Origin of the sequence: Streptomyces sp. NPDC001530, from assembly GCF_042894545.1 — a bacterium.
Classification (GTDB): Bacteria; Actinomycetota; Actinomycetes; order Streptomycetales; family Streptomycetaceae; genus Streptomyces.
The window spans coordinates 438992-456514 of the sequence record NZ_JBIAVS010000004.1; the positions used below are offsets into that span (position 1 = coordinate 438992).

The window sequence follows — 17523 nt, forward strand, 5'->3', positions numbered from 1 at the left end:
TCAAGTTTGACGAATGGCGGGAGTGGGGTTACTTTCTAGAGGTAGTCAAGTTTGACTAGCAAGGGAGAGGTCAGTGGCCGACGCGGCGATCACCGTCGAAGGGGCACGCAAGAGGTACGGCGACAAACAGGCACTGGACGGGCTCGACCTCCTGGTCGGCCGCGGCACGGTGCACGGGGTGCTCGGCCCCAACGGCGCGGGCAAGACGACCCTGGTCCGGGTCCTGTCCACCCTGCTGCGGCCCGACGCGGGCCGGGTGGAGGTCGCCGGGTACGACGTGCTGCGCGAGGCCCGCCGGGTACGGCTGCGGATCGGCCTGCTCGGCCAGCACGCCGCGCTCGACGAGGAGCTCGGCGGGCACCAGAACCTGGAGATGTTCGGGCGGCTGCACCACCTGGGCGCCCGGCACGCGCGCGTGCGGGCCGACGAGCTCCTGGAGCGCTTCGGGCTCGCCGACACCGGTCGCAAGCCGGTCAAGCGGTACAGCGGCGGCATGCGACGCCGCCTGGACCTCGCCGCGTCCCTCGTCACCGACCCGGACGTGCTCTTCCTGGACGAGCCGACGACCGGGCTCGACCCGCGCGGCCGGGCGGAGGTGTGGGCGTCCGTGCGCTCGCTGGTCGGCGGCGGTACCACGGTCCTGCTCACCACCCAGTACCTGGAGGAGGCCGATCAGCTCGCCGACCGCATCTCCGTCGTCGACGCCGGGCGCGTCATCGCGAACGGCACGGCGGACGAGCTGAAGGCGCGCACCGGCGGCGACCGCATCGACGTCGTCCTGCGCGACGCCGGCCAACTGGGCGCGGCGGTCGCCCTGTTGCCGTTCCCCGCGGAGGGCGTCTCGGTGGACCCGGACCGGCGTCTGCTCAGCGCCCCCGTCACCGACCGCATGGCGGCGCTCGCCGACGCCGTACGGGCCCTGGAGGAGGCCGGGATCGAGGCGGAGGACATCGCCCTGCGGCGTCCGACGCTGGACGAGGTGTTCCTGTATCTGACAGGCGACGACGAGCGAGTGAAGGAGGCAGCGTGAGCACGTACGAGACCGGCCGCCCAGGGGAGTACGTCCTCGCCGACTGCTGGACCATGACCCGCCGCGAACTCGCCCACTGGGCAAGGCAACCGGTCCAGCTGCTCGTCGGCCTGGTCTTCCCCGTGATGCTGCTGCTGATGTTCGGCTATCTGATCGGCGGCGGCCGGGGCGTCGAGGGCGACTACGTCGACTTCCTGGTGCCCGGCATGCTCGCGCTGACCATGGCCTTCGGCCTGGAGGGCACGATGCTGGCCGTCACCCAGGACCTCAACAAGGGGGTGATCGACCGCTTCAGGTCGATGCCGATGGCCAATGGTGCGGTCCTGGTGGGCCGTTCGGCCGCCGACATGCTCCAGTCGGCGGTGAATCTGGCCGTGCTGATCGGCGTCGGACACGCGATCGGCTGGCGGACGCATTGCTCCTTCTCGGCCTTCCTGGGCGCGGTGGGCCTCCTGCTGCTCTTCCGTTTCGCCATGCTGTGGATCGGCATCCATCTCGCGATGGTGGCCGGCAGGCCGGAGATGGTGCAGGCCGTCCAGATCCTGGTCTGGCCGGTCGGCTTCCTGTCCAACGCCATCGCCATCCCCGACTCCATGCCCCACTGGCTCGGCACGGCGGTCGAATGGAACCCGATGTCCCAGACGGCGACAGCGGTACGCGACCTGTTCGGCGGCCCCGGCGGTGAGCCGGGACACGCCGCGGCGGCCGTTATCTGGCCGCTGGTGCTGCTGGCGGTGTTCTTCCCACTGGCGGTACGCCGGTTCGCGCGCCTCAGCGCGTAACCGGGGTCACGAAGGCCTCTACCTGGAGGCCGACATCAAGCCGACGGCGACGCCGTGCCGGGCCGCCACCGGCCAACGCGCCGACCTGGCCTCCCTGGTCGGCGCGACCGGCATCGAGTACGGCGACAGGGTGCCCGAGCAGTGGCGCCCGCTGCTTGCCTAGTGGTGGAAGCTGGTCGCGGCGTCCTTGTCGTGGGTCAACGGGTGTGGCTGGCGGCGCAGTTCGGGCAGCAGGCGGCTCAAGTCCTCCATGAGGAGGTCGGCGAGGTCGGTCGAGAAGCCGTTGCGGCACACCACGCGCAGGACGGACAGGTCCTCGCGGTTCGGCGGGAAGGTGTACGCGGGCAGCAGCCAGCCGTGTTCACGCATGCGCCGGGACACGTCGAACACGTCGTACGAGGTCACCTCGGGCGCCGTCGTGAAGGCGAAGACAGGCAACTGGTCGCCCCGGGTGAGGAGTTGGAAGTCGCCCAGTGCCTCGATGCGCTCGGCGAGCCCGCAGGCCACGTCCCGGGTGGTCTGCTGCACGGCCCGGTAGCCCTCGCGGCCGAGGCGCAGGAAGGTGTAGTACTGCGCCACGACCTGCGCGCCCGGCCGGGAGAAGTTGAGCGCGAAGGTCGGCATGTCGCCGCCCAAGTAGTTGACCCGGAAGACGAGTTCCTCGGGCAGCTCGGCCGCCGACCGCCACAGCGCCCAGCCGACACCCGGGTAGACCAGGCCGTACTTGTGCCCGGAGGTGTTGATCGACGACACCCTCGGCAGCCGGAAGTCCCAGACCAGGTCCTCGTCGAGGAAGGGCGCGACCATCGCCCCGGAGGCGCCGTCGACATGGACGGGGATGTCCAGGCCGGTCCGTTCCTGGAGCTCGTCGAGGGCGGAGCAGAGGTCCGCGATCGGCTCGTACGACCCGTCGAAGGTCGAACCGAGGATGCCGACGACCCCGATGGTGTTCTCGTCGCACAGCTCGGCCGCCGCGCGCGCATCGAGGTGGAACCGGTCGCCCTCCATGGGGACCAGGCGCGCCTCGACCTCCCAGAAGTTGCAGAACTTCTCCCAGCAGACCTGGACGTTGACGCCCATGACGAGATTGGGGCGCGCCCCCGGGTAGCGGTCCGCGTTGCGCCGCGCCCACCGCCGCTTGAGCGCCATCCCGGCCAGCATGCACGCCTCGCTCGACCCGGTGGTCGAACAGCCCACCGCGGCCGCCGGATCCGGCGCGTTCCACAGGTCGGCGAGCATCGCCACGCAGCGCCGCTCCAGTTCGGCCGTGCGGGGGTACTCGTCCTTGTCGATCATGTTCTTGTCCCGGCACTCCGCCATCAGGACGCCGGCCTGCGGCTCCATCCAGGTGGTGACGAAGGTGGCGAGGTTGAGCCGGGCGTTGCCGTCCAGCATGAGCTCGTCATGGACGAGTTGGTACGCGGTGGTGGGCGGCAGCGGGCCTTCGGGCAGCCGGTGTTTCGGCGGGGCGTCGACCATGCCGCTGACCGGATTCGCCTCCCCGTGGAACGGGTTGACGGACATCGGGCGCTCGTCGGGCTTCTCGTGGCCTTGGTGGAGCGGCATGTTGCCTCCAGACGGTCTTGTGGTGCGGTCAGTGGGTGGGGGTTCCGTCGTCGTGAAGCTGCATCTGCGGTCTGCCGGTCACCAGCGGCCAGGCAAGCAGGGACGCGATGCGCAGCTGGCCGAGGATCGCGGGAGCGGCCACCAGAACGGCGGCCGTGAACAGGCTCACCCAGCCCTGCCGGGTGATGGCAAGGAGCATGCCCAGCGCACCCGCGGCCACGCCGAGCGCGAGTTGGACCACGGACACGACCACGTGGGCGAACAGGCCGAACGCGGCACCGATGAAGGCGGCACCGATGAAGACGGCCGGGACGATCCGGCCGCCGCGGAAGCCGCAGGACGCCGCGCCGAGCAGGGCGGCCGGTTTCACCCCGGCCATCAGCGCGAGCCACCCCGCCGACCAGCCGTCCGGGTCCCGGGCCGATCCGGCGACCTCGTCCAGGCCCTTGAAGAGCGTCAGAGGCCCGCCCAGTGCGCCGAGCAGGCCGAGGACCACCCCGCCGACCGGGAGCGCCACCATGGGGTGCCCGAGGCGCGAGAAGGCGCCGTGGACGTACGGGATGATCGGCGGCAGTAGTGCCCGTGCGGGTGCCGCCGGGGCGACGGCGGGTGTCGCTGGGGCCACGTCATGGGTCACGCGCCCACCCTAATCGGGCGAACCAGACATAACACTTCGGGCTTGCACCTCACGTCGCGTGAGGGCCCATCGTGAAGTGCGTACCGAGAAGGGAGCGGAAGTGAGCTACTCCGTGGGCCAGGTCGCCGGTTTCGCCGGAGTCACGGTGCGCACGCTGCACCACTACGACGAGATCGGGCTGCTCGCGCCCGGCGAGCGCAGCCACGCGGGCCACCGGCGCTACAGCGACGCCGACCTCGACCGGCTGCAGCAGATCCTGTTCTACCGGGAGCTCGGCTTCCCGCTCGAGGAGGTCGCCGCCCTGCTCGACGACCCGGAGGCGGACCCGCGCGCGCATCTGCGCCGCCAGCACGAACTGCTGACCGCCCGGATCGAGAAGCTGCAGAAGATGGCGGCGGCCGTGGAGCACGCCATGGAGGCACGCAAGATGGGCATCAACCTCACGCCCGAGGAGAAGTTCGAGGTCTTCGGGGACAAGGATCCCGAGCAGTACGCGGACGAGGCGGAGCAACGCTGGGGCGGCACCGAGGAGTACGCCGAGTCGCAGCGCCGGACCGCCCGCTACACCAAGGACGACTGGAAGCGCGTACAGGCCGAGGTCGACGCCTGGAGCGAGCGCTACGACGCCCTGATGGCCGCCGGTGAGCCGCCCACCGGCGAGGCGGCCATGGACCTGGCCGAGGAACACCGGCAGCACATCTGCAAGTGGTTCTACGAGTGTTCGTACGAGCTCCACCGGTGCCTCGGCGAGATGTACGTGTCCGACGAGCGCTTCAAGGCGTTCTACGACTCCATACGGCCGGGTCTCGCCGAGCACCTCAAGGAGGCGATCGCGGCGAACGCGGCCCGGCACGACGGGTGATGGTAAGGGGCGTCCTCAAAGGCGGACGCCCCTTACCGCATGCGCTGTTCCCTCGACCGGTGCGCTACTCCTTGGCCAGGACCACCGCCGTCCCGTACGCGCACACCTCCGTGCCCACGTCCGCCGCCTCGGTCACGTCGAAGCGGAACATCAGCACGCCGTTGGCACCACGCGCGCGTGCCTGCTCGACGAGCCGATCCATGGCCTGGTTGCGGGTCTGCACGAGCGTCTTGGTGAGCCCCTTGAGCTCGCCGCCGATCATCGACTTCAGACCCGCGCCGATCTGGCTGCCCAGATGCCGGGAGCGCACGGTCAGTCCGAAGACCTCGCCGATGACCTGCTGAACGCGGTAGCCAGGTACGTCGTTGGTGGTCACCACCAGTACGTCGGCCTGCGGCCCCTGGCCGCCGCCGTATTCATCGATGCTCATGGCTCACAGCTTTGTCCCAGTCGGCGCACAGTGCATCCTGGAGACACCGGTGGAACCTGGGGCTGACACATTGCGTTGATAGCTTTGTCCGGCCGTACCAGGACGCCGTATCTTCCTCCACCCCTTCAGGAGCCCGGAACCGTGACGACGCTTGCCCTTGGTCCAAGCTGGCTGGATCCGAACACGCTCCTGGACAACTTCGGCATCTGGGGCTTGCTGCTCATCGTCTTCGCCGAGTCCGGCCTGCTCATCGGCTTCTTCCTGCCGGGTGACTCGCTGCTGTTCACCTGCGGCCTGCTGATCACCGCGGGCACGATGGACTTCCCCCTGTGGGCGGCGATCGTGCTGATCTGCCTCGCCGCGATCCTCGGCGACCAGGCGGGCTACCTGTTCGGCAAGAAGGTCGGCCCCTCGCTCTTCACCCGCCCGAACTCCCGCCTGTTCAAGCAGGAGAACGTGGTCAAGGCCCACGAGTTCTTCGAGAAGTACGGGCCCAAGTCCCTGGTCCTGGCCCGCTTCGTGCCCATCGTGCGCACGTTCACGCCGATCATCGCCGGCGTCTGCGGCATGAAGTACCGCTCGTTCATCACCTTCAACGTCATCGGTGGCGTCCTGTGGGGCGCGGGCGTCACGCTGCTCGGCTCCTGGCTCGGCAACATCGACTTCGTCCACAAGAACATCGAGGCGATCCTGATCCTGATCGTCCTCGTCTCGGTGGTCCCGATCGCCATCGAGTTCCTGCGCGCCCGCTCCAAGGCCAAGAAGAACCCGCCCCAGCAGCCCGCCGCCCCGGCCCAGCCCCAGCCGCCGGCCATGGACGACGCGACGACCCAGCTGCGCCGCGTACCCCCGGCCCACCAGGACCAGCCGTACGGCCACCACCAGGACCAGCCCTACGGCCACCACCAGGACCAGGGCTACCCGCCCCAGCAGCAGTACCAGGAGCCGTACGAGCAGCAGCCGTACGGCTCGGAGCAGCCCTACCAGCCCCAGACCTACGACCAGGGTCAGCAGTACGGCCAGCAGTACCCCCAGGACTACCAGCAGCAGCCGTACACCCCGGACCAGGGCTACCCATACCCCTACGACCAGGGCAACGCGCCCCGATAGGGGCGTGGGGAACTGCGCGACCAGCCACCAGGTACGCGCAGCCGCCCCCGACAGAACGAACCGAGCTCCGGGCGCTCAGAACCCCCGAGTCCGCTTGGCGGCCCGGCGCCCCGCGGCGGAGCCCCCCGGCACCCGCAGAAACAGCCGGGAGATCTCCGACCCCAGGTTCACCCCAATGGCGATGGCCATAGCCAGAGCAGCAGCCTTCGAAAGAGAAACCAGCCCCGCGTCCATCTCGTTCTGCGCGATCGACAGCAGCCCGAAGTAGGTGGCCGACCCTGGCAACAGGGGCCCGATCGCCGCGGTGGTGTACGGCAGCGCCGAAGCGAACCGATACCGCGACAGCAGCTGCCCGAACAGCCCCACCAGCCCCGCCGCGACGGCGGTGGAGGCGACCGGCGAGATACCACCGGCGTAGTGCATCGCCCCGTACACCGACCAGGCCACACCCCCGTTGAGGGTGACCGCCAGCACGGTGGACCGTTCCTGCTGGAGCAGGACCGCGAAGGTCAGCGACAGCAGCATGGACGCGGCGATCTGCAGCAGAGGCTGCTCGGAGATGCTCAGGGCCTGGTCCGGATTGAGTTCGGCGCCCAGCTTCACGCCGAAATACAGCACCACCAGTACGCCGACGACGATGCCCACGAAGAAGTACATGACTTCGAGCAGGCGCGCGGACGCGGTGATGTAGAAGCCGGTCAGCCCGTCCTGCACGCCCGCCACGAGCGCCCGCCCGGGCAGCAGCGCGAAGAGCCCACCGGTGATCACCGCGGACGCCTTCACGTCGACGTGCGCCACCGTCAGCGCGACACCGATCGCGGCCGGTGGCATCGCGGCCGCCGTGAACTGGTAGAACTCCGGCAGCCCGCGCCCCGCGCACAGCCACGCGAGCCGGTCGCCCAGCATCGCGCCGAGCGCCGCGGCGACGAACACGAGCGCGTCACCGCCGACGAGCACCGAGGCCGCGCCTGCGAGCAGTCCGCCGGCCGCGGTCAGCGCCCAGCCGGGGTACGGGTGCCGGTTGCGCCGGATCTCCGCGAGCCGCCGGTAGGCCTCCTCCAGGGAGATCGCGGTCTCCGGGTCGCTGAGGTCGTCGACGAGCCGGTAGACGGCCGCGAGCCGCGTGTAGTCGGTGCCACGGCGGCGTACGGTCCGGGACGCCGTCACGGGGTCGTCCACCAGGGACGGCTGGTGCGAGATCGACAGCAGGGTGAAGGTGACGCCCGGCTCGCAGCGGTCCAGGCCGTACGAGCGGCAGACCGCGAACATCGCCGCCTCCACGTCCTCGGCGCCCTCACCACCCGCGAGCAGCAACTCGCCGATACGCAGCGTCAGGTCAAGCACGCGCGGGACGGCGGGCCCCGACTCGTCCTCCTTGTGCGCCAGTTCCGGGGCGGGCCGCTCGGCCACCGGCATGCGCAGCATCGTGCGCATGCGGTCCTGCCAGGGCACGTCCTTGGCCAGGCTGACCGCCGGGATGCCGTTGGGCGGTGTGAAGGCGGGCGGCGCGTGCTTCGCGCTGTAGGTGCGCGGGGTGCTGAACGCCGAACCCTCCGGCTCGGCGGAGGGCGGCTGCGGCACGTCGAGCCCCTTGGGGAGCGCGAACTCGGACGTCGTCGACGACGAGTCGTCGGACGCCGGGCTCTGCGGCGGAGCCACCCCCGCCGGTGGACTGAAGGCACTCCTCGCCTCGTCCGACTGCGGCTTGCGGTCTTCCGCCTCCGGGTCCGTCACCACCACTCCCGACTCGCACCTCCAGTACGCCCCAGTATGCGCACGGGTACGTCAGCAGGCCGCGCTGCCCTTGCGGGACCACGCGGCCTGCCGACTTCATGACGCACGCACCGCAACCATCAATTGAGAAACCACGATGGTGAGCAACCAGCTCCGCGAGAGCGGCGCCGGTTCAGGCGCAAAGGGGTGGTCAGTGACCGCCCTGCTCCTTGAAGCGCTTGTAGGAACGCTCGATCTCGGCCTCGGCGTCCGTACGGCCCACCCAGTTGGCGCCCTCGACGGACTTGCCGGGCTCCAGGTCCTTGTAGACCTCGAAGAAGTGCTGGATCTCCAGGCGGTCGAACTCCGACACGTGGTGGATGTCGCGCAGGTGCTCCACACGCGGGTCGTGCGCCGGGACGCACAGCAGCTTGTCGTCGCCGCCGGCCTCGTCCGTCATACGGAACATGCCGATGGCGCGGCACTGGATGAGGCAGCCGGGGAAGGTCGGCTCGTCCAGAATGACCAGGGCGTCCAGCGGGTCGCCGTCCTCGCCGAGGGTGTTCTCGACGAAGCCGTAGTCGGCCGGGTAGCTGGTCGAAGTGAAGAGTCGACGGTCCAGGCGGATCCGACCGGTCTCGTGGTCCACCTCGTACTTGTTCCGCGAACCCTTCGGAATCTCGATCGTGACGTCGAACTCCACCGGTGGCTCCTCCATGATCAGCACATAGTTCTGGTGGTTAAGTGTCCCTCACGCAGGTGTGTGATCGCGAAAGGGGCTGGTGGTCGTGCCAGAGCTGAGGGCTTGGCGGGCCGCGAGACCGCATGTGGTGCGGGTCGCGCGGACGGTGAAACCGCATGTGGCGCGGGTCACCCAAGCCATCCGGCCGCGTTCCGTGCGGTTCACTACCCCCCAGCTCACGGGCGTCGCCGCCACCGTGGGCCTGGCGCTCGCGGCCGGGGCGGTGGCCGCGGCCGGTCCCTGGGACTCCTCCGGTCAGCGTACGGCGGAGCGCGACTGGGCCGCATCGCAGGAGGGCGAGGGTGGCGCAGATCACGGCCGTACGTCCGCTTCGTCCCGCACGTCGCCCCAGCCCGCGCCCAGCGCCGCCTCCGTACTGGCCGGACTCGGCGGCTCCACGACGGTCCCCGCGCCCGCCGAGAAGCCCCTCGCGAACGTCCTGGACCCGCTCCTGGACGACGCCGCCCTGGGCGCGCGGCGTACCGCCGTCGTCGTCGACGTGGCGACCGGCAAGCGGCTCTACAGCAAGGGCGCCGACGCGGTCCAGATCCCGGCCTCCACCACGAAGATCGCCACCGCCGTCGCCGCGCTCTCGGTGCCGGGCCCCGACCACCGCATCGAGACGCGTACGGTCCTGGAGCCCGGAACCAAGGAGGTCGTCCTTGTCGGCGGCGGCGACCCGACGCTGACCGCGCGCAAGAAGGCCGACGGCTGGGCGAGCCTGCGCACCCTCGCCGACGACACGGCCGCCGCCCTGAAGGCCCGTCACCTGGACCGTGTGACGCTCTCGTACGACACCTCGCTGTACGCGGGCCCCGCGCTGCACCCCATCGGCGTCAACGACAACCTCGCCCAGGTCACCTCCCTCATGGTCGACGAGGCCCGCCCCGACGACTCGACCAGCGGACCGGTCACACGGGTCCCGGACCCGGCGGCCGACGCGGCCCGGAAGTTCGCGGACCTGCTCCACGACAACGGCATCGAGACGACGTCCCCCGGCCCCTCGAAGGCCACGAACCGCGCCCAGTCCCTCGCCTCGGTCTCCTCGCCGCCCGTGTCCGCCCTGGTCGAGCGGATGCTGACGAACAGCGACAACGACATCGCGGAGGCCCTGGCCCGCCAGGTCGCCCTCGCCACGCACGAGCAGCCCAGCTTCGAGGGCGACGCGAAGGCGATCCACGCGCAGCTGAAGAAGCTCGGACTCCCGCTGTCCGGCGCGGACTTCGCGGACGGCAGCGGCCTGAACCGCGCCGACCGGCTCTCCGCCGACCTGCTCACCGCCCTGCTGACCACGTCCGGCGACCCGGCCCACCCCGAACTCCGTACGGTCCTGACCGGCCTCCCCATCGCGGGCTTCACCGGCACGCTCAGCGCCCGCTACACCGACACCCCCGCCGCCACCGGGGTGGTCCGCGCCAAAACCGGCACCCTGACCGGCGTCAACACCCTCGCCGGCACAGTCGTCGACACCGACGGCCGCCTCCTGGCCTTCGCCTTCCTGACCTCCGACGAGACCAGCCCACCAGACGCCCTGGCAGCCCGCACGGCCCTGGACCACACAGCTACGGCGTTGGCAGCCTGCGGCTGCAGGTAGCTGCAGCCGGCCCCGCAAGTAGTTCCTGCTGTGGGCAATCGTCCCGCAGGGCGATGGGGTCCCCCTGCTCGAGCGAAGCCGAGAGAGCTTGGGGGAGGGTGGGCACAGCCAACAGCGCCGGGTACCGATCAACCAGAGCCCAGCCCCTGCCGACCCAGGGGGCACAGAAAGCACCGCCGGCCGCAGGACGAGGGGCGCCGGCACCCCGTACCCCTAACCGCAGCCGGACACGCTCACGTACGGTTGACACATGACGAGCATCGGTGGTGCCGAGATGGTCGACTGGAATCTCGCGGTGGCGACCGCGACCCGGCTCGTGCGGCCGGGCCCCGACGTGAGCCGCGACGAGGCCAGGTCCGTCGTCGCGGAACTGCGCCGGCACGCGAAAGCCTCGGAGGAGCACGTCCGGGGCTTTACTCGTCTGGGCGAGGACATCGCGCACGACACCCCCGTACTCGTCGTCGACCGACCCGGCTGGGTGCGGGCGAACGTCGCGGGGTTCCGGGAGATCCTCAAGCCACTCCTGGACAAGATGCAGGAGCGGCGGGGCAGCACCCCGGGTGGAGCCGTCCTGGGTGCCGTCGGCGGCAAGGTCACCGGCGTGGAACTGGGCATGCTGCTGTCGTTCCTGTCGTCGAGGGTCCTCGGGCAGTACGAGACCTTCGCCCCCGCGACCCGCGAACTCCCGGCCGGTGAGAACGGCGGCGGCAGGCTCCTCCTCGTCGCCCCGAACATCGTCCACGTGGAGCGCGAACTCGACGTGGAGCCCCATGACTTCCGCCTGTGGGTCTGCCTGCACGAGGAGACCCACCGCACCCAGTTCACGGCCGTGCCCTGGCTGCGCGACCACCTGGAGGGCGAAATCCAGTCGTTCTTGGGGGAGACCGAGGTCGACCCCATGACCGTCCTGGAACGCATCAGGGAAGCCGCCCAGTCCCTGGCGGGCGGGCGCCCCGAGGGCGAGGAGGACGAGGGCGGCCGCTCCCTCGTGGAAATCGTGCAGACGCCCGCCCAGCGCGAGATCCTCAGCCGGCTGACCGCCGTCATGTCCCTCCTGGAGGGTCACGCGGACTTCGTCATGGACGGAGTGGGCCCCGCCGTGGTCCCGTCCGTCGCCGAGATCCGCGAGAAATTCCAGCAGCGCCGCGCCAAGGGCGCCTCCCGCCTGGACATGGCGCTGCGCAAGCTGCTCGGTTTGGACGCCAAACTGAGGCAGTACAGGGACGGCGAGCGGTTCGTACGATCGGTCGTCGACCAGGTCGGCATGGACGGATTCAACCGCGTGTGGACCTCCCCGAACACCCTCCCGACCAAGGCGGAGATCTCCAAACCGGCGGACTGGGTCGCGCGGGTGCACCGCAAGGCAGAGTCGTGAACCCTACGGGAAGGTCGTGAAACGAATCCGGCCGACGGCAGGCGAACGCCCCTCCAATCACCCGTCCGAGGGACCGTGGGGCATGGGTAGGCGTGCAATGCTCGGGGAACGGCCCGGTTCTGTCACCATCTACACACTCTGAGTGACCGATCTCGGGCTCACCCCCGAAAACTTCATGAAGGGAACCGGACATGGGTCCCCATCCTGCGGTCGCGGCGATACGCCTGGCGGTTCGCCGCGTACTCCACGACATCCTCACCGAGCACACGCCCGCCCCCGAGACCCGACGCGCGCCCGCCCCAGGTGCCGCGCGCCCGGCCGCCACCGACGCGGAGCGTGTGCCCGCTCCCGGTACGCGGCGCACGATCACCCCCGCCCAGCCCCCGCACGAGCAACCTCCCGCAAGCTCTCGGCTGCTCCCCCAAGCTCTCGACTCCGCTCGAGCAGGGGGGACCCCCATGAGCAGGGAGGTACCCCCACCGCCGCTCGTGCTCGTCGCGTGCTCCGGCGGCGCCGACTCCATGGCGCTCGCCTCCGCCCTCGCCTTCGAAGCCCCCAAACTCGGCATCCGCGCCGGTGGCATCACCGTCGACCACGGTCTGCAGCCCGGCTCCGACCTGCGCGCCGACGAAGTCGTGCTGCGCCTCACCGAGATGGGGCTGACCCCGGCCGAGTCCATCGCCGTCACCGTCGGCCGCGACGGCGGGCCCGAGGCCGCCGCCCGCGATGCCCGGTACGCCGCCCTGGACGCCGCCGCCGAGCGCCACGGCGCCGCAGCCGTCCTGCTCGGTCACACCCGCGACGACCAAGCCGAAACCGTCCTGCTGGGCCTCGCCCGCGGCTCCGGCATCCGCTCCCTGTCCGGAATGGCCGCGGTCTCGGGGGCCGACGGCCGTTACCGCCGCCCGTTCCTGCACCTGGACCGGCAGACCGCCCGCAAGGCCTGCATGGCCCAGTCGCTGCCCGTCTGGGACGACCCGCACAACGCCGACCCGGCCTACACCCGCTCCCGGCTGCGCCACGAGGGCCTGCCCGCCCTGGAGAAGGCGCTCGGCAAGGGCGTCGTCGAGGCACTCGCCCGTACGGCCCAGCTCTCCCGTGACGACGCCGATGCCCTCGACGCCTGGGCCAGCCAGGCCGAGGCCTCCGTACGCGATGCGGCGGGCCTCCTGGAGTGCGCCAAGCTCTACGCCCTGCCGCCCGCCGTACGCCGCCGCATCCTTCGCCGCGCCGCCATCGAGGCGGGCGCTCCGGCCGGTTCGCTGTTCGCCCGCCACATCGAAGAAGTCGACCGGCTGATCACCGGTTGGCGCGGTCAGGGGGCCATCAATCTCCCGGGCAAAGTCGTCGCTCAGCGCCAGGGTGGCAGACTGGTGATTCGGCAAGGCTGAAACCGGACCCTCCACCGGGACCCCTCACGCGGGACGTGGGCGGTCCGAGCGGCCGGTGGGACGGACGACCGAAAGTGATGCGGGTGGACGCGAAAGACATGAGCACCGACCTCAAGTCGGTGCTCATCACCAAGGAAGAGATCGACGCCAAGCTGGCTGAGCTGGCCGCGAAGATCGACGCGGAGTACGCGGGCAAGGACCTGTTGATCGTCGGAGTCCTCAAGGGCGCCGTCATGGTCATGGCGGACCTGGCGCGTGCGCTGTCCACCCCCGTCACCATGGACTGGATGGCCGTGTCGTCGTACGGCGCGGGCACGCAGTCCTCCGGTGTGGTGCGGATCCTCAAGGACCTCGACACCGACATCAAGGGCAAGCACGTCCTCATCGTCGAGGACATCATCGACTCCGGGCTGACCCTGTCCTGGCTGATCTCCAACCTCGGCTCCCGCGAGCCCGCCTCCCTCAAGGTGTGCACGCTGCTGCGCAAGCCGGAGGCGGCCAAGGTCGCGATCGACGTGGAGTGGGTCGGCTTCGACATCCCGAACGAGTTCGTCATCGGGTACGGCCTGGACTACGCGGAGAAGTACCGCAACCTTCCGTTCGTCGGTACGCTCGCGCCTCACGTCTACGGCGGCTGAGGCCCCGCCCTCGGCGAGGGCGGCTCAGACCCGGTAAGACGTTCGGGAACCCCAGCGGGTTTCGCGCCGTTGGAGCATGCGTAGACGGGATTGCCAGCAGTCCCGGGCGGCATCGGGTGACAATGCTGGGGTACCGTCCGAAGAGCAGTCTTTATAAATCTTTATCAAACTCACTATGGCAGGAGGGACGGGGCGGCACCGCTCCGTATGGATGGACGTGAAGCGATACTTCCGTGGGCCGGTCATGTGGATCGTGCTGGCCGTCCTTGCCGTGGTCGTGTTGATGCAGGTCGTCGGTTCGTCCGGCGGCTACAAGACGGTGGACACCGGCCAGGTCGTCCAGGCGATCAATGACAACAAGGTCGAGTCGGCCAAGCTCACCACCGGCGACGAGCAGATCATCAAGGTCTCTCTCAAGGACGGCGAGAAGGTTGACGGCAGCTCAAAGATCCAGGCGAGCTACATCGGCGACCAGGGTGTGACCCTCGCCGGCACCCTTCAGGACAAGTACCAGAACAAGCAGATTCCGGACGGCTACACGGTCTCGCCGTCCAAGCAGAACCCGTTCGTCGGGATCCTGCTCTCCCTGCTCCCGTTCGTCCTCATCGTCGTCGTGTTCCTGTTCCTGATGAACCAGATGCAGGGCGGCGGCTCCCGAGTCATGAACTTCGGGAAGTCCAAGGCGAAGCTCATCACCAAGGACACCCCGAAGACGACGTTCTCGGACGTCGCGGGCTCGGACGAGGCGGTCGAGGAGCTCCAGGAGATCAAGGAGTTCCTCCAGGAACCGGCGAAGTTCCAGGCCGTCGGGGCGAAGATCCCCAAGGGCGTGCTCCTGTACGGGCCTCCTGGTACCGGTAAGACGCTGCTCGCGCGCGCCGTCGCGGGCGAGGCCGGCGTTCCCTTCTACTCGATCTCGGGTTCCGACTTCGTCGAGATGTTCGTCGGTGTCGGTGCCTCCCGAGTCCGTGACCTGTTCGAGCAGGCCAAGGCGAACGCCCCGGCGATCGTCTTCGTCGACGAGATCGACGCGGTCGGCCGTCACCGCGGCGCCGGCCTCGGCGGCGGTCACGACGAGCGCGAGCAGACCCTCAACCAGCTGCTCGTCGAGATGGACGGCTTCGACGTCAAGGGCGGTGTGATCCTCATCGCCGCGACGAACCGGCCCGACATCCTCGACCCGGCCCTCCTGCGCCCCGGCCGCTTCGACCGCCAGATCGCGGTCGACCGCCCGGACATGCAGGGCCGTCTGGAGATCCTCAAGGTCCACCAGAAGGGCAAGCCGGTCGCTCCGGACGTCGACCTGTCGGCCGTCGCCCGCCGCACGCCGGGCTTCACCGGCGCGGACCTGAGCAACGTCCTCAACGAGGCCGCGCTGCTCACCGCCCGCAGCGACAGGAAGCTGATCGACAACTCCATGCTGGACGAGGCGATCGACCGCGTGGTCGCGGGCCCGCAGAAGCGGACCCGGATCATGTCGGACAAGGAGAAGAAGATCACCGCATACCACGAGGGCGGTCACGCCCTGGTCGCGGCGGCGTCTCCGAACTCCGACCCGGTCCACAAGATCACGATCCTGTCGCGCGGCCGTGCCCTCGGCTACACGATGGTCCTGCCGGACGAGGACAAGTACTCCACCACGCGCAACGAGATGCTGGACCAGCTCGCGTACATGCTGGGCGGCCGCGCGGCCGAGGAGCTCGTCTTCCACGACCCGACCACGGGCGCTGCGAACGACATCGAGAAGGCCACCGCCACGGCCCGCGCGATGGTCACGCAGTACGGCATGACCGAGCGTCTCGGCGCGATCAAGTTCGGCGGCGACAACACCGAGCCGTTCCTGGGGCGCGAGATGTCGCACCCGCGGGACTACTCGGAAGAGGTCGCGGCGCTGGTCGACGAAGAGGTCAAGAAGCTCATCGAGACCGCGCACAACGAGGCCTGGGAGATCCTCGTCGAGAACCGCGACGTCCTCGACAACCTGGTCCTGGCGCTCCTTGAGCAGGAGACGCTGAACAAGGAGCAGATCGCCGAGATCTTCGCCCCCGTCATCAAGCGCCCGGCCCGCCCCGCGTGGACCGGCTCCTCCCGCCGCACCCCGTCGACCCGCCCGCCGGTGCTCTCCCCCAAGGAGCTGTCACTGACGAACGGGGCGAACGGCGCAACGCCGGCCATCGCCAACGCGACCGAGTCCGTCCCGGCGACGGAGGCGGCCCCGGAGGACCGCACCGAGAGCTGATTTCCCGGCTCCCGGTGGCCTCACCAGGCCCGGAATGAATGCCGCGCCCCCCAGGTTTTAGCCTGGGGGGCGTGGCATTTTCGGCCACCCGCATGTTTTGGACGCGTCGACCAGCACGCGCAAGATCCACAGGAACGAGGACCAGATGACCGACCCCGTGACGCTGGACGGCGAGGGCCTGATCGGCGAGTTCGACGAGAAGCGAGCCGAGAACGCCATACGGGAGCTCCTGATCGCGGTCGGCGAGGACCCGGACCGCGAGGGCCTCAGGGAGACGCCGGGGCGGGTGGCACGGGCGTACAAGGAGATCTTCGCGGGGCTGTGGCAGAAGCCGGAGGACGTCCTGACGACGACGTTCGACCTGGGGCACGACGAGATGGTCCTCGTGAAGGACATCGAAGTGCTGAGCAGCTGTGAGCATCATCTCGTCCCGTTCGTCGGAGTTGCCCATGTCGGGTACATTCCGTCACTCGATGGCAAGATCACGGGTCTGTCGAAGTTGGCCCGCCTCGTGGATGTCTATGCCCGTCGTCCGCAGGTGCAGGAGCGGCTGACGACCCAGATCGCCGACTCGCTGATGGAGATCCTGGAGCCGCGCGGCGTGATCGTCGTCGTCGAATGTGAGCACATGTGCATGTCGATGCGGGGAGTCCGTAAGCCCGGAGCGAAGACCATTACGTCGGCGGTGCGCGGCCAGCTGCGTGACCCCGCTACTCGCAATGAGGCAATGAGCCTGATCATGGCGCGATGACCTGAACACGAAGCCGCTCACGCTCTACGGCTACGGCCTGGACCCCCACCCCGGCTTCCTGGGCAACGGCCACCTCGCCCGCCTGCCCTGGTGACTCCTGACTACGCCACCGGAGCCGTCCCGCCGTTCGTGTCCTCGTCCTCCGGGAGTTTGCAGACGCGCTCCAGGAAGAAGGCGGCCGCTATGACGCCGATGCCGGCGACCACGGAGAGGCCGGCGTAGATGGCCTGGTCGCGTCGGGCGGGGACGTCGAGGGATTCCAGCAGGAACGCGCCCGTGCCGCCGTACATGCCGGCCACCAGCGCGGCGACCAAGGCGCTCGCCTGGCCGAAGACGACCGCGCGGGCCGCCATCAGGGGGTCGACGCCCTTGGCGCCGGGGCGGCGCTCGCGCTGGGCCTTGAGGCGGGCGCGCAGCGAGAGCGCCGTCGCGAGCAGGACGACGGCGATCAGAGCGAGGACGATGGGGGCGGCGAGGGGCACCCGGGGGAGCGTGCCCACCGCGTTCCACAGGCGGGCGCCCGCCCAGGACAGCACACCGGCCACGATGAACACGGTGGTCAGCGTCCTGATGCGCAGCTGTTTCACTCAGTTCCCCTCGCGGTTGCGTGTGCCGGCGGGGCCTTGCGGCCAGGGGGCCGGGGGTTGTCCCCCGGGAAGATGC

15 protein-coding genes and 1 pseudogene are annotated in these 17523 nt (G+C 69.8%); 10 read left to right on the forward strand and 6 right to left on the reverse strand.

Annotated features, from left to right (window positions below; genetic code table 11):
• The first annotated feature begins 73 nt into the window (after positions 1-73).
• Both ACFY0T_RS10110 and ACFY0T_RS10115 read left to right on the forward strand, forming a co-directional pair.
• Positions 74-1030 (forward strand): ATP-binding cassette domain-containing protein, encoded by a 957-nt coding sequence (locus tag ACFY0T_RS10110; RefSeq protein ID WP_388866813.1) that lies wholly within the window; start codon positions 74-76, stop codon positions 1028-1030.
• 53 nt (positions 1031-1083) lie between these two features.
• Complete coding sequence (locus ACFY0T_RS10115) at positions 1084-1812, forward strand: ABC transporter permease (protein ID WP_388867051.1); 729 nt, start codon at positions 1084-1086, stop codon at positions 1810-1812.
• A gap of 159 nt (positions 1813-1971) precedes the next feature.
• On the opposite strand, the gene ACFY0T_RS10120 is transcribed toward ACFY0T_RS10115, so the two are convergent.
• Both ACFY0T_RS10120 and ACFY0T_RS10125 read right to left on the reverse strand, forming a co-directional pair.
• Complete coding sequence (locus tag ACFY0T_RS10120; RefSeq protein ID WP_388866816.1) at positions 1972-3378, reverse strand: glutamate decarboxylase; 1407 nt, start codon at positions 3376-3378, stop codon at positions 1972-1974.
• Between the two features lie 28 nt (positions 3379-3406).
• Positions 3407-3994: pseudogene (locus ACFY0T_RS10125) on the reverse strand (ion channel protein); the annotation flags it as partial.
• A gap of 121 nt (positions 3995-4115) precedes the next feature.
• Between ACFY0T_RS10125 and ACFY0T_RS10130 the strand changes: the two are divergent.
• Positions 4116-4877, forward strand: coding sequence for a MerR family transcriptional regulator (locus tag ACFY0T_RS10130; protein WP_388866819.1), 762 nt, complete (start codon positions 4116-4118; stop codon positions 4875-4877).
• A gap of 64 nt (positions 4878-4941) precedes the next feature.
• Here ACFY0T_RS10130 and ACFY0T_RS10135 read toward each other — a convergent pair whose 3' ends face one another.
• Entirely contained in the window at positions 4942-5307 is a 366-nt protein-coding gene (locus tag ACFY0T_RS10135) for a YbjQ family protein (RefSeq protein WP_388866822.1), read from the reverse strand.
• Positions 5308-5448: 141 nt separating this feature from the next.
• On the opposite strand from ACFY0T_RS10135, the gene ACFY0T_RS10140 reads away from it, so the two are divergent.
• Positions 5449-6417, forward strand: coding sequence for a DedA family protein (locus tag ACFY0T_RS10140; RefSeq protein ID WP_388866824.1), 969 nt, complete (start codon positions 5449-5451; stop codon positions 6415-6417).
• Between the two features lie 75 nt (positions 6418-6492).
• On the opposite strand, the gene ACFY0T_RS10145 is transcribed toward ACFY0T_RS10140, so the two are convergent.
• Together ACFY0T_RS10145 and ACFY0T_RS10150 are read right to left on the reverse strand one after the other, a co-directional pair.
• Entirely contained in the window at positions 6493-8151 is a 1659-nt protein-coding gene (locus ACFY0T_RS10145; RefSeq protein ID WP_388866827.1) for a threonine/serine exporter ThrE family protein, read from the reverse strand.
• Positions 8152-8341: 190 nt separating this feature from the next.
• A complete protein-coding gene (locus tag ACFY0T_RS10150) occupies positions 8342-8833 on the reverse strand; it encodes an inorganic diphosphatase (protein WP_003991985.1) in 492 nt (163 codons plus the stop codon).
• A gap of 79 nt (positions 8834-8912) precedes the next feature.
• Here ACFY0T_RS10150 and dacB point away from each other — a divergent pair, with 79 nt between their 5' ends.
• The 6 genes from dacB (at position 8913) to folE (ending at position 16860) form a co-directional block, all read left to right on the forward strand.
• Complete coding sequence (gene dacB, locus ACFY0T_RS10155; protein WP_388866831.1) at positions 8913-10466, forward strand: D-alanyl-D-alanine carboxypeptidase/D-alanyl-D-alanine-endopeptidase; 1554 nt, start codon at positions 8913-8915, stop codon at positions 10464-10466.
• 250 nt (positions 10467-10716) lie between these two features.
• Positions 10717-11841, forward strand: coding sequence for a zinc-dependent metalloprotease (locus tag ACFY0T_RS10160; protein WP_388866834.1), 1125 nt, complete (start codon positions 10717-10719; stop codon positions 11839-11841).
• A 191-nt stretch (positions 11842-12032) separates the two neighbouring features.
• Complete coding sequence (gene tilS / locus ACFY0T_RS10165) at positions 12033-13232, forward strand: tRNA lysidine(34) synthetase TilS (RefSeq protein WP_388866837.1); 1200 nt, start codon at positions 12033-12035, stop codon at positions 13230-13232.
• 77 nt (positions 13233-13309) lie between these two features.
• The gene (hpt, locus tag ACFY0T_RS10170) at positions 13310-13870 is read left to right on the forward strand and encodes a hypoxanthine phosphoribosyltransferase (RefSeq protein ID WP_189188547.1); all 561 of its coding nucleotides are present in this window, start codon (positions 13310-13312) and stop codon (positions 13868-13870) included.
• Between the two features lie 211 nt (positions 13871-14081).
• Positions 14082-16109 carry an ATP-dependent zinc metalloprotease FtsH gene (gene ftsH, locus ACFY0T_RS10175; protein ID WP_388867053.1) on the forward strand — a complete coding sequence of 676 codons (2028 nt, stop codon included), beginning with the start codon at positions 14082-14084 and terminating at the stop codon, positions 16107-16109.
• Between the two features lie 145 nt (positions 16110-16254).
• Entirely contained in the window at positions 16255-16860 is a 606-nt protein-coding gene (gene folE / locus ACFY0T_RS10180; RefSeq protein ID WP_388866840.1) for a GTP cyclohydrolase I FolE, read from the forward strand.
• Between the two features lie 101 nt (positions 16861-16961).
• Here the strand turns inward: folE and ACFY0T_RS10185 are convergent, their stop codons facing one another.
• Complete coding sequence (locus ACFY0T_RS10185) at positions 16962-17447, reverse strand: DUF3180 domain-containing protein (protein ID WP_388866842.1); 486 nt, start codon at positions 17445-17447, stop codon at positions 16962-16964.
• Positions 17448-17523: the final 76 nt, after the last annotated feature.